Here is an 11814-nt window from a genome sequence, read left to right as displayed (position 1 = left end):
GCGGGGCCTCCCGTCCCATACCGCGAGGGGCGTGGTGTACGATCCCCCGGTCGATGCGGGGGCCGTCCCCGCCGCTCTCGTCCGATCCGCCATGGAAAGCATCCTACGCAAACTCGACCTGACCTCACTGCGCCTTTTTGTGGCGGTGTGCCAGGAGAACAGCATCGCGCGGGCGGCCGAGCGCGAGTTCATCGCGCCGTCTGCCGTCAGCCGCCGCATCGCCGACATGGAAGCGCTGATCGGCCTGCCGCTGATCGCGCGCCATACGCGCGGCGTGTCGGTGACGCCCGCCGGACAGACCGTCCTGCGCCACGCGCGCCAGATCATCGGCGACGTCGAGGCGATGGGGGCGGAGCTGTCGCGATTTTATGAAGGCGTGAAAGGGCATGTGCGCGTGGTGGCCAACCTGTCGGCCATCGTGCAGTTCCTGCCCGAGGACGTGGCGGCGTTTCAGCGCCTGTTTCCCGACGTGGACATCGACCTGGAAGAGCAGCACAGCCCCGACGTGCTGCGCCTGGTGCGAGAGCGCGCGGCGGACTTTGGCATCTGCAACCGGATCGCTGGCGCGGACGGGCTGGAACAGCTGGATTACCGCCGCGACCGGCTGGCGGTGATGCTGCCGGCCGGGCACCCCAAGGCGGCGGCGCGGCAGCTCAGCCTGCAGGACATCGCCGACGAGACCTTTGTCGGCCTGCGCGAGAACAGCGCGTTGACGCAGCTGCTGGCGGCGCGGGCCGCCGAATTGGGCAAGACGCTATCGGTGAAGATCCGCGTGGCCAGCCTGGATGCGCTGTGCCGCATGACGCACGCGGGCCTGGGCATTGCCGTGATGCCGCAGCAGGTGGCCGAGCTGTACCTGCAGGCGCTGGACGTGGTGGTGCGTCCCCTGTCGGACGATTGGGCAAGGCGCCAGCTTTGCATCGTGTTTCCCAGGCAGGCGCAGCTGTCGGCCACCGCCGGGAAGCTGGTCCGGTTTCTGTCGCAGCAGGGCTGACGGGCCGCACCGTCGGAACCCGCCGTCGGAACCCGCCGTCGGAACCCGCCCTCGCCATTCGCGATGGCGGGGCTGCCGAGATGACACTTCGCCGTTGCGGGCGGCGTTCGTATAGTCAAGGCGCGTTCATCGCCGATACGGGGCATCCAGACCCCGCTGCGTCCCATACGGAGACATCATGACCCCCACCAGATTGCTCGCGAGCTGTGCGCTTGCGCTTGGCGTCCTTGGCGCGGCGCCTGCCGCGTCGGCGGCCGGCTACCCCGACCGTCCCATCCGTCTGATCGTGCCCACGTCGCCCGGCTCCACGGCAGACGTGGTGGCGCGCGTCGTGGCCGAGAACCTGGGCAAGACGCTGGCCCAGCCCATGATCGTGGAGAACCTGGCGGGCGCGGCCGGCATTTCGGGCACGCGCCAGCTGGTGTCGGCCAAGCCCGACGGCTACACCCTGGGCATCGTGTCGTCCAACCACGCCATCAATCCCAGCCTGTACAAGAGCCTGCCCTACGACACGGTCAAGGACATCACGCCGATTTCGGTCATCGGCACGACGCCGCTGGTGGTCGTGGTGGCCGAGAACTCGCCGTACAGGACGATGGGCGCCCTGCTCAAGGCCGCAAAGGAACAGCCCGGCAAGATCAACTACGGCTCGTCGGGCACGGGCAGCGTGCTGCATCTGGCCGGCGAACTGCTCAAGTCCAAGGCCGGCGTGGACATGATGCACATCCCGTACAAGGGCGGCAACGCGCTGATCACCGACGTCATGTCGGGACAGATCCAGGTCGCGTTCCTGGCCACCCCGTCCGTGTTGGCGCAGGTGCAGGCGGGCAAGCTGCGCGCGCTGGCCGTCAGCACGCCCGAGCGCCTAGCCATCCTGCCCAACGTGCCCACGCTGGACGAGGCCGGCGTGAAGGGCTATTCGTACGATGCCTGGATCTCGCTGATCGGGCCGGCGGGGTTGCCTGCCGATGTCGTGCAGAAGCTGCAGGCCGCCACGCGCAAGACGATGCAGGAGCCGGCCGTGCTCAAGGCGCTGTCGCCGCAGGGCTTTGTGGCGCAGGGCACCAGCGCGGAACAGGCGGCGCAAACGCTGGCCGCCGAGATCACCAAGAGCCAGACGCTCGTCAAGGCGGCGGGCGTCACCATCGAATGACCGGATTGCCATGACTGCCGTATCTGTACTCGACGCCCCGGCCCGCCTGCTGTTTCTGACGCAGGACCCAATCCGGGTGGCCGCGCAACTGGGCGGCGCGGCGCTGACCCTGCCTGAGGCTGCTCCGCTGCGCGACGACATTTCCACCGACGAGATCACGCCGGTGCCGATCCTGACGCACTTCGACGAGAAACTGGGCCGGTATCCGTACACGGGCTATCGGGCGGGCGACACGCAGCCCATCGGCATCGACGCGATCCGGCATGCGGGCTTCAACGTCGTGGTCGCGGGCAAGCGGTATGGCAAGGGCTCGTCGCGCGAACACAGCCCGATGGCCGAAAAATCCGCCGGCGTGCGGCTGGTGATCGCCGAGAGCTTTGAACGCATCTACCGCCAGAACGCCGACAACATCGGGCTCTACACCAGCACCGACATGGGGCTGGTGGCGCGCCTGCAGGCGGGCGAATGCATCACGGTCGACGAGATCGTGGCGGGTCGCGACGCGCTGGCTGCGGCCATCGTCAAGGCGGGCGGTCTGCTGGCATTCGGCCAGGCGCAGCTGCGCGATGTCTCGCAGGTGGCCGGCCTGGTGGCCGGGCATCCCGCGGCCGATCCCGCCGCGCCGGACGGCACGCCGCCGCGCACCCTGTTTGAAAAGATCATCCTGCGCCATCTGCTGCAAACGCCCGCGACCGCGGCCGACCTCCGGCAAGGCGACGGCGTCTTCCTGCGCGCGGACTGGCGGTTCATCCATGAGTACTACACCGGCATGGCGGCCCATATGCTGCATGCGCGGTTTGGACGGCCCCTGCGTTTGGTGGACCCGGATCGCATCGTGGTGTTCGAGGACCACACGTCCTACGTCGAGGAAAGCCCCAATCACGTGCGCGCCGGCATCGTGCCCAACGTGCGCGCCATGTGCCAGGCGCAGCGCGACTTCGCCGACGCCTACGGCCTGCGCCAGCACCGGACGCTGACCGAAGCCGAGGCGGCGCGCGACACCGGCGCCAACGTGGCGGGCATCTCGCACGCCATGATGGCCGAACACTACGCGCTGCCGGGGCAGGTCGTCGTGGGCACCGACTCGCACACGCCGCACAGCGGTGCGCTGGGCTGCGTGGCCTTCGGCGTGGGCACCACCGACATGGCCAACGCGTTCGTCACCGGCGCGGTGCGGCTGACGCTGCCCGCGTCCCTGCGCGTCGAGCTGGACGGCGCGCTGCCGGCCGGCGTCACGGCCAAGGACATCGTGCTGCATCTTCTGGCGCAGCCCGAGATCCGGGCGGGCGCGGGCGTGGGCAAGGTGTTCGAGTTTGCCGGCCAGGCCATCGCGGCCCTGTCCATCGACGAACGCGCCACCCTGACCAACATGACCGCCGAATTGGGCGGCCTGACGGGCATCGTCGCGCCCGACGCCGAGACCGCGCGCTTCCTGCGGGAACGCCGCGGCGTGGATGCCGGCATCGCGCCGTGGATGTGCAGCGACCCGGGCGCGGTCTACGCGGCCACCCTGCGCGTGGACTGCGCGGCGCTGTCGCCCCTGGTGGCCGCGCCGGGCGACCCGGGCAATGGCGTGCCGCTGTCCAGACTGACGGCGCGCCCGCGCATCGACATTGCGTATGGCGGCTCCTGCACGGCCGGCAAGCGCGAGGATTTCGACTACTACCATCAGGTGCTGGCGTGGGCGGTGGCGCGCGGCATACGGCTGCCGGACGGCGTGACGCTATATCTGCAATACGGCACCACCGCCGTGCGCGACTACTGCGTGGCGCGGGGCTACGACAAGACCTTTGCCGCCGTGGGCGCGCGCATCCTGCAGCCGTCCTGCGGCGCGTGCGCCAACTGCGGACCGGGGTCATCCACCGACGCCTCGCAGGTCACGATCAGCGCCATCAACCGGAATTTCCCCGGCCGCTCGGGCCCCGGCAGCGTCTGGCTGGCCAGCCCGCCCACGGTCATGGCAAGCGCGCTGGCCGGAGAGCTGGCGTCGTTTGCCGAGCTGCAGGCGCGGTACTAGGGTTCCCCCCACTTCGCCCGCCGCGAAGCCCAGCTTCACAAATCCTTAATTGGCAGCCAATCCGGGCTGCGTCAGAGTGCGCAACAGAGAAAACGGCCGCCAGATGCCGTTTCCGGCCACGCGCTGCGCGTGGCCCCGCCGCAAGGCGCCTTCGCACGGAAAACACCTGTCGACGATGTCAACCCGGGACACACCGGGAGCTTGCTGATCGGCCGCGCCGTCCGGGCTGCGGCTTCCCCCTGTTGGTCCGAGGAGACAACAATGCGCAAGAGCTGGAAGGCAATGGTTGGGGCGGTGGCGGTCATGGCGGGCGGATGGGCACACGCCGCCGACGCGCCGCCGGTGGACGTGAAGCTGATGCAGCTGTCGGTGGGCAAGATCGAGCTGGACAAGGGCTTCATGACCGCCATGGTGGACGTGGGCACCAAGATCAAGATTCCGGTGCCGGCCTATGTGATCCAGCACCCGCGCGGGCTGGTGCTGTTCGACACCGGCATGAACCAGGCCACGGCCGATGGCAACTGCGCCAATTACTGGGGACAGGGGCTGTGCGGCGCCTTCAATTCCATCCAGGGCCGCGACGAGGTCATCGACCGCCAGCTCAAGGCCGCCGGCTTTGGCGTCAGCGACGTGAAGTATGTTGTGTACTCGCACTTCCATCTGGACCACGCCGGCAACATCAAGATGTTCCCCAAGGCCAAGCACGTCGTGCAGAAGGCCGAGCTGCGCGCCGCCTGGTGGCCAGAAAAATTCCAGCGCGCCGCCTACGTCATGAAAGACTTCGACACCACGCGCGACTACGACTTCATCCAGGTGGAGGGCGACTTCGACCTGTTCGGCGACGGCACCATCGTATTGCTGGACACCAAGGGCCACACGCAGGGCCACCAGTCGCTGCAGGTCAAGCTGCCCAAGACCGGCACGGTGCTCTTGGCCGCGGACGCCATCTACACGGGTGAAAACGAGGCCGGCGTCATTCCCGGCATCACCTGGAACACGGCCGCGTCCATGCAGGCCATCGACCGGCTCAAGCAGATCCGCGACGCGCGCCAGGGCCAGCTCTGGTACAGCCACGACGCGGAGCAGCACGCGCAGAACGCCAAGACCAAAGTCTTCGACTGAGGGCGCCGCATGGAGCCCGCCGTCGCCTTGCATCAGGTCAGCAAGTCGTTCGGGTCCCGCCAGGTCCTGAAATCCCTGAGCCTGTCCGTCAGGCCCGGGGAAATTCTGGGCCTTCTGGGACCGAACGGCAGCGGCAAGACCACCACGCTGCGCCTGATGGCGGGCTTTTACACGCCCGACAGCGGGCGCATCGCCATCCGGGGCCGCGAGCCCGTGCCGGGACGCGGCAACGCCGACATCGGCTATCTGCCCGAGCGCGCGCCGCTTTATGACGCGCTGACGGTCACCCAGTATCTGGAGTTCGGCGCCGGCGTGAAGGTGCAGGGCGGCGCCCGCGCGCGACGCCAGGCCATCGAGCGCGCCATCGACGGCTTTGACCTGCAAGGCGTGGCGCGCTCGGTGATCGGACGCCTGTCCAAGGGGCAGCGCCAGCGCGTGGGGCTGGCGCAGGCCGTGCTGAACGACCCGCCGGTGCTGCTGCTGGACGAAGCCACCAACGGGCTGGATCCCGTGCAGATCGTGGAAGCCCGCGCGATGATCCGGCGCTGCGCCGAGGGCCGCGCGGTGGTGTTCAGCAGCCATTTGATGCAGGAAGTCGAGGCGCTGTGTTCGCGCATCGCGATCCTGCGGCAGGGCCGGCTGGTCCAAGACCAGCCGCTGGGCGAATCGCAGGCAGCGCTGCAAATGCAGCTGTCCCTGCCCGCCGCCGGGCATGCTGCCTTGCACGCGGCGTTGTGCGCGTGCCCGGGCGTGAAGGCCGTGGACATCACGCTGCTGGATGCCGGCGCCAGCAAGTGGCGGGTTACGTGGGACCCGCCGGAGGTAAGCGCGACGTCCAACCCGACCCCCAATGCCGCCGCGTGCGACGTGGTGATGCGCACCGCGCTGGCGCACGCGGAACTGCGCGCCGTGCTGCCCGCGCAGGAAGCCGTCGAGGCCCGCCTGCTGGCGGCGCTGGCGCCCAACGATCCCCCGTTACGGAGACGCGCATGAAGGGTTTCGCGGCCTTGTACCGCAAGGAACTGCGCACCGACTTCGGCTCGCCCGTGGCGCTGGCCGTGGTGGCGGTGTTCTGGGCCCTGTCGGGCTATCTGTTCAGCTTCAACCTGTTCTTTGTGAGCACCGGGCAGATGGTGACGGCGTTTCACAACATGACCATCCTGCTGATGCTGGTGATGCCGCTGGTCAGCATGCGCGCCTTCGCGGAAGAGGCGCGGCAGGGCACGCTGGAATTGCTGCTGACGCTGCCGTTGTCGGACTTCACGCTGGTCGCGGCCAAGTATGCGGCGGGGCTGACCATGCTGGCGCTGATGCTGGCGGGCACCATGTCGGCGGTGTTGCCGCTGGCCTGGTACGGCGAGCCCGACTACGGCCCCATCGTGGGCGGCTACATCGGCGTGTTCCTGTATGGCGCGCTGTTCCTGGCGATCGGCATTGCCGTGTCCAGCGCCTGCTCGAACCAGATCGTGGCCGCCAGCGCCACGTGGGGCATTCTGGTGCTGCTGTGGTTCATCGACTATCCCGCCGCGCTGGACGCGTTTCCGGCGCTGTCGCCGTTCTTTCAGGCGTTGTCGCTGTCGGCCCAGCACGTGGACTTCATCCGGGGCGTGCTGCCCGGACCGGCCACGGTGACGCTTGCCAGCGTCACCGTGCTGGCCTTGATGGTGGCCTCGGTCAACCTGAAGCGCTGGAGGCTGCGATGAGCCCCGCCGTGCGCCGTGCCGGGCGGCGGTTGTCGCTGTGGTTGCCGGTGCTGGCCGTGGCCGCGCTGCTGCTGGCGCTGAACTTGTGGGCGTCGCGCAATCTGGGACGCATCGACCTGACCGCGCAGCGGGTCTACAGCCTGGCCCCGGAAAGCCTTGAGGTTGCGCGGCAGATCCGTCAGCCTGTCGAGGTGACGTGGTTCTACGACCTGCGCAACAAGAGCATGGTCGACGCGTTGGAACTCCTGCGGCAGTACGAGCGCGAGAATCCGCTGATCCGCGTGCGCGGCGTGGACCCCGCGTTGCGGCCCGCCGAGGCGCGCGCCGCCGGCATCCAGTTCGCGGGCAGTGCGGTGCTGGCATCGGGCGCGCGGCGCACCACCATCAACGGCGGCACCGAAACGGACTTCACCAATGCGCTCATCCGCATCAGCCAGAATGGGGCGCAGACGGTCTGCTTCACACAGGGCCATCGCGAGGCGACGCTCGACAGCCTGACGTCGCTGGACGACCTGGAAGATCACAGCAGCGACGAAAACCTGGTGGCGCGCGTCGAGGTGCACGAACAGCACGGCATGGCGATGGCGCGCAACGCCCTGCAGACGCTGGGGTTTTCCACGCGCGCGGTGGGCGCGGGCAGTCTGGCGCAGGCCTTGCCGGGCTGCGCCGTGGTCGTCGCGGCCGGTCCTCGCACGCCGTTCGGCGACGACGATGCGCAAGCGCTGCGCCGCTGGACCGGCGCGGGCGGCAAGACGCTGTTGCTGCTGGAACCCGACACGCGGCATGGGTTGGACGGCCTGCTGGCGGACTTCGGCATCGCGCTCGCGCCGGGCGCGCTGGCCGATCCGGGCAGCCACTACCGCAACGATCCCGGCAGTCCCGCGGTCAGCGACTACACGCGGCACAAGATGACGCGCGGCTTGCCGCTCAGCTTCTTTCCCGGCGCGGCGGGACTGGAGCCGGCGGCAGACGCCTTGCCGCCCGGCGTGGTGGTCACGCCGCTGGCGCAGACGTCAGCCGCAGCGCATCCTCCGGGGCAGCCTGCCTCGCGCTACACACTGATGGCGCTGGCCACGCGCAACGCGCAGGCCGCCAGCGCGGAAGGCGCGGCCCATCCCACGCTGCTGGTGGCGGGCGACAGCGACTTCGCCATCAACCGGCATTTCGCCACGCTGGGCAATGGCGCGCTGTTCACCAACGCCGTCACGCTGCTGGCGGGTGAAGACGCCTTGCTGACGATCCGGCCCCGGCACTACGAGAACCGCCGCGTGGAACTGACCAACCGCCAGATGCGCGCCGTTTTCTGGACCAGCACGGTGGCCCTGCCGCTGCTTGCGCTGCTGACGGGACTGCTGCTGTGGTGGAGGCGCCGTTGAAGGCCGGGCGCCTGCTGTGGCCCGGGCTGCTCGCGGCCGGCATTGCGCTGTCGGCATGGCAATGGCAAGAGGCCGCGCATGCCCCGGCGCATCATCACGGCCATACCCATCTGCATGACGACAGCGGCAAGCCCGCCAGGCTCTACGCATGGGAGGCCGACAAGGCCGCGCTGGTCACCCTGGACGGTCCGGGGGGCTCGGTCCGCCTGACCCGGCAGGCGCAGGGCTGGGTCGCATCCCCGGAGGGCACTGCGGCAGGCTTTGATGCGGCGGGCTTTGTGGCGCTGTTTTCGCAGGCGCGCAGCGACCGCACGCTCACGCCCGAGGACGGCGAAACGTATGGGCTTACACCGCCGCAGTTGCGCATCGATGTGCGCGATGCCGCGGGCGCGAGGCTTGCACAGCTGGACGTTGGCGCGCTTGCGCCTGATGGACTAGGCCGTTATGTACGCCTGCCGGACGAGGCGCAGATCCGGATTATCCCGGACTATCAAACGCGGGCACCACTGGCGGCGTTGGGGCAATCCACACCCACTCCATCGCTTGTTAAACCCGCCTTGCACAAAGATAAATAGCAGGCCGATTCACCCCTACCTATACTTCGCACACATACACAGGCGGACGTGCCCACGCCGTAGCGGGGCGGGCCTCCAGCCTGCAATAAAAGGGCCTTCCGGCGGCAGGCGCTGTGCGCAAGTCAGCACGGAAAGGTTGATAACGAGACAAGGGCGCGCCGGGCGCGCCCGGGCGCAAGCCCGCACGCCGCGTGTGGCATGTTGAAATCGCCGCCGCCGTGCTCAGCGTATTGGGAGAAGACGCTTGACCTTGGATCTATTGCCGCTCGCCTTGGTGGATGGCGTGGCATACGCCAGTCTGCTGTTCCTGGTATCGATGGGGTTAACCCTGGTGTTCGGGGTGATGGGCATCCTGAACGTCGCGCACGGCGCGTTCTACGCCTTTGGCGGCTATGCCGCGGCCAGCCTCGTCATGTTCCTGGCGCCCAAGACCGACTCGCCCATCCTCCTGTTCGCGGCCTTGTTCGTGGCCGCCATCGCCATCGGGCTACTGCTCGGCAGCATCATGGAATTCGTCCTGATCCGCCGCGCACAGAACTACGACCCCATCCTCAAGCTGCTGCTCACCTTCGGCGCCTTCCTGATGCTGGAAGACATCCAGCGCATGCTGTGGGGCGCGCAGCCCTATAGCGCCAGCGAAGTCGTCAACCGTCTGGGCAACATCGAGATCGGCGACATCACCTATACCACCTACCAGCTTGTGGTCGTGCCGGTCACGGCGCTGCTGGCCTACGTGTGCCTGGAATTCTTCCTGAGGCACACCAAGCTGGGCAAGCAGACGGTGGCCACCACGCACAACCGCGAAGTCGCCACGTCGCTCGGCATCAACGCCAAGAAGATCGGCTACGTCACCTTCGTGATCGCGACCATCCTGGGCGCGCTCGGCGGCGCGCTGGCCTCGCCCACCACCTCGCTGGTGCCGGGGGCGGGCACGGACATGACGGTGCTGTCCTTTGCCGTGGTCGCCACCGCGGGCCTCGGCCAGATCACCGGCGCGCTGATCGCCGCGCTGCTCATCGGCATCATCCGCGCCATCGCCGTGTACGCCGCGCCGGAACTGGAAGTCGCCGTGCCCTACATCATCATGGTGCTGGTGCTGATCATCCGACCGCACGGCCTGTTCACCGTTGCCCAAGCGAGGACGATCTGATGAAAGTCCCTGTCCTGAGCGTGCTGGCCGCGCTGTTCACGCTGTTTCTTGGCTACACCTATTCCTGGACCATCACGCCCATCGTCATCGGCCTGACCTACGCCATCGCGGCGCTGGGCGTGTCGGTGATGGCGCGCGCCGGCCAGATCTCGTTTGGCCATGCCATGTTTGCCTGCATCTCGGCGTACACGGTGGCGTTCCTGGCCAAAGCCATGCCCGGCCTGGACGCGCTCGTCCTGATCCTGGCCGGCGTCGTCGCCAGCTTTGTCGCCGCCGTCGTCATTGGCCTGTTCGTCGTGCGTTACCGCGGCATCTTCTTCGGCATGTTGAATCTGGCGCTCAGCATGGTGCTGTTCGCGCTCCTGGGCAAGCTCTACACGCTGACCGGCGGCTCGGACGGGATGCGCATCGTGCGCCCGACCATGGCCGGCATCGTGATGGAGCGCGAATCCTTCGAACGCGCGCTGCTGGTGCTGACGCTGGTCCTGTCGCTGGTGCTGGCCTGGTGGGTGCAGCGCTACTTCCGCTCGGGCAGCGGTCAGGCGCTGTCGGCCATCAAGACCAACGAAACCCGCATCGAATACCTGGGGTTTTCCGCCTACTTCATCATGTGGAAGGGCTACCTGCTGTCTGCCGTGGTGGTCGGATTCTCGGGCGCGATCCTGGCGCTGATGCAGGGGCTGGTCACGCCGGAAATCGGCTCGTGGCTGCGTTCCGGCGAGTTCGTCTTCATCACCATCCTGGGCGGCGCGGGCCATGCCGCCGGCGCGTTCCTGGGCGCGGTGGGCTTCGAAACCGTCAAGCTCGTGTCCGCCGCCTACTTCCCCGGCCTGTGGCAATTCCTGCTGGGCCTGACGCTGATCCTGGTCATCTTCATGTTCCCCACCGGCTTCGTCGGCCAGATCACCAAGCGCATCCGGACGCGTGAACGCGCCCAGCGCCGCGCGCAGGCGCCCCTGCAGGCCGCGGCAAGGAACTGACGATGAAACCGCTCATTCAAACCACCGACCTCTATCTGGCCTTCGGCGGCGTGGTGGCCGCCGACAACATCAACTTCGAACTGCACGAAGGCGAACGGCTGGCCGTGATCGGCCAGAACGGCGCGGGCAAGACGACCTTCATCAACATCTGCACCGGCTACCTCACGCCATCAAAGGGCAAGGTCTATTTCGACGGCAAGGACGTCACGGCGATGGCGCCGCGCAAGATCGTGCGGCTGGGCATGGGACGCTCGTTCCAGCTTCCGCAGCTATTTACCGAACACACCGTGCGCCAGTGCGTGCAGATTGCCGCCGCCCGGCGCAACAAGGAACTGAGCTGGTTCCGGTCGCTGGAAAGCACCATCGACGCCCGCGAGGTGGACGCGACGCTGGACCTGGTGGGCCTTTTGCCCGACGCCGACGAAGCGTGCATCGAGCTGCCCGAAGGCAAGCGCAAGCTGCTGGACGTGGCGATGGCGCTGGCGCTGCAGCCCAAGCTGCTGATCATGGACGAGCCCACCAGCGGCGTCGCGTCGGAAGACAAGTTCGCGCTGATGGAAACCGTGATGCACGCGCTGGACGAGCGCCGCGTCACCAGCTGGTTCGTAGAGCACGACGTGGACATCGTGTCGCGCTACGCCACCCGCGTGGCGGCCTGGATCGCGGGCAAGGTGGCCGCGGACGGCTCGCCCGAGGACGTCTTGAACAATCCGCAGATCAGAAGCGAAGTGCTGGGGGCCTGAA

Annotated in this window: 11 protein-coding genes; all 11 read left to right on the top strand. The window is 68.1% G+C overall.

Going from position 1 to position 11814, the window contains the following annotated elements; all coding sequences use genetic code 11:
* Positions 1-91 precede the first annotated feature (91 nt).
* The 11 genes from LN047_RS25055 to LN047_RS25005 all read left to right on the top strand — a co-directional run bounded on the left by LN047_RS25055 (position 92) and on the right by LN047_RS25005 (position 11813).
* On the top strand, positions 92-994 hold the full coding sequence (locus LN047_RS25055; RefSeq protein ID WP_373980515.1) for a LysR substrate-binding domain-containing protein: 903 nt from the start codon (positions 92-94) through the stop codon (positions 992-994).
* Positions 995-1172: 178 nt separating this feature from the next.
* Positions 1173-2147, top strand: coding sequence for a Bug family tripartite tricarboxylate transporter substrate binding protein (locus LN047_RS25050; protein ID WP_373980514.1), 975 nt, complete (start codon positions 1173-1175; stop codon positions 2145-2147).
* Between the two features lie 10 nt (positions 2148-2157).
* Entirely contained in the window at positions 2158-4164 is a 2007-nt protein-coding gene (locus LN047_RS25045; protein ID WP_373980513.1) for an aconitase family protein, read from the top strand.
* Between the two features lie 261 nt (positions 4165-4425).
* Positions 4426-5286 carry an N-acyl homoserine lactonase family protein gene (locus LN047_RS25040; RefSeq protein WP_373980512.1) on the top strand — a complete coding sequence of 287 codons (861 nt, stop codon included), beginning with the start codon at positions 4426-4428 and terminating at the stop codon, positions 5284-5286.
* A 9-nt stretch (positions 5287-5295) separates the two neighbouring features.
* Positions 5296-6279 (top strand): ABC transporter ATP-binding protein, encoded by a 984-nt coding sequence (locus tag LN047_RS25035; RefSeq protein WP_373980511.1) that lies wholly within the window; start codon positions 5296-5298, stop codon positions 6277-6279.
* Positions 6276-6989 carry an ABC transporter permease gene (locus tag LN047_RS25030; RefSeq protein ID WP_056325070.1) on the top strand — a complete coding sequence of 238 codons (714 nt, stop codon included), beginning with the start codon at positions 6276-6278 and terminating at the stop codon, positions 6987-6989. Before LN047_RS25035 ends, LN047_RS25030 begins: the two co-directional genes overlap by 4 nt.
* Positions 6986-8365 (top strand): GldG family protein, encoded by a 1380-nt coding sequence (locus LN047_RS25025; protein WP_373980510.1) that lies wholly within the window; start codon positions 6986-6988, stop codon positions 8363-8365. The genes LN047_RS25030 and LN047_RS25025 overlap by 4 nt, the downstream gene beginning before the upstream one ends.
* Positions 8362-8940 (top strand): DUF4340 domain-containing protein, encoded by a 579-nt coding sequence (locus LN047_RS25020; protein ID WP_226847181.1) that lies wholly within the window; start codon positions 8362-8364, stop codon positions 8938-8940. Before LN047_RS25025 ends, LN047_RS25020 begins: the two co-directional genes overlap by 4 nt.
* A gap of 244 nt (positions 8941-9184) precedes the next feature.
* Positions 9185-10090, top strand: coding sequence for a branched-chain amino acid ABC transporter permease (locus tag LN047_RS25015; protein WP_175234695.1), 906 nt, complete (start codon positions 9185-9187; stop codon positions 10088-10090).
* Positions 10090-11070: a branched-chain amino acid ABC transporter permease gene (locus tag LN047_RS25010; protein ID WP_175234694.1), complete on the top strand. Its 981-nt coding sequence runs from the start codon at positions 10090-10092 to the stop codon at positions 11068-11070. Before LN047_RS25015 ends, LN047_RS25010 begins: the two co-directional genes overlap by 1 nt.
* Before the next feature lie 2 nt (positions 11071-11072).
* Complete coding sequence (locus LN047_RS25005; protein WP_056325083.1) at positions 11073-11813, top strand: ABC transporter ATP-binding protein; 741 nt, start codon at positions 11073-11075, stop codon at positions 11811-11813.
* Position 11814 lies beyond the last annotated feature (1 nt).

Origin of the sequence: Achromobacter sp. JD417 (assembly GCF_041879325.1) — a bacterium.
GTDB lineage: Bacteria > Pseudomonadota > Gammaproteobacteria > Burkholderiales > Burkholderiaceae_B > Achromobacter > Achromobacter mucicolens.
Note: the sequence above shows the minus strand (reverse complement) of the source record. Positions and strands in the feature narration are given on the sequence as shown.

Excerpts from the sequence above, each read along its gene's own strand:
- LN047_RS25055 (WP_373980515.1), top strand. The coding sequence starts at position 92 with ATGGAAAGCATCCTACGCAAACTCGACCTGACCTCACTGCGCCTTTTT.
- LN047_RS25050 (WP_373980514.1), top strand. The coding sequence starts at position 1,173 with ATGACCCCCACCAGATTGCTCGCGAGCTGTGCGCTTGCGCTTGGCGTC.
- LN047_RS25045 (WP_373980513.1), top strand. The coding sequence starts at position 2,158 with ATGACTGCCGTATCTGTACTCGACGCCCCGGCCCGCCTGCTGTTTCTG.
- LN047_RS25040 (WP_373980512.1), top strand. The coding sequence starts at position 4,426 with ATGCGCAAGAGCTGGAAGGCAATGGTTGGGGCGGTGGCGGTCATGGCG.
- LN047_RS25035 (WP_373980511.1), top strand. The coding sequence starts at position 5,296 with ATGGAGCCCGCCGTCGCCTTGCATCAGGTCAGCAAGTCGTTCGGGTCC.
- LN047_RS25030 (WP_056325070.1), top strand. The coding sequence starts at position 6,276 with ATGAAGGGTTTCGCGGCCTTGTACCGCAAGGAACTGCGCACCGACTTC.
- LN047_RS25025 (WP_373980510.1), top strand. The coding sequence starts at position 6,986 with ATGAGCCCCGCCGTGCGCCGTGCCGGGCGGCGGTTGTCGCTGTGGTTG.
- LN047_RS25010 (WP_175234694.1), top strand. The coding sequence starts at position 10,090 with ATGAAAGTCCCTGTCCTGAGCGTGCTGGCCGCGCTGTTCACGCTGTTT.
- LN047_RS25005 (WP_056325083.1), top strand. The coding sequence starts at position 11,073 with ATGAAACCGCTCATTCAAACCACCGACCTCTATCTGGCCTTCGGCGGC.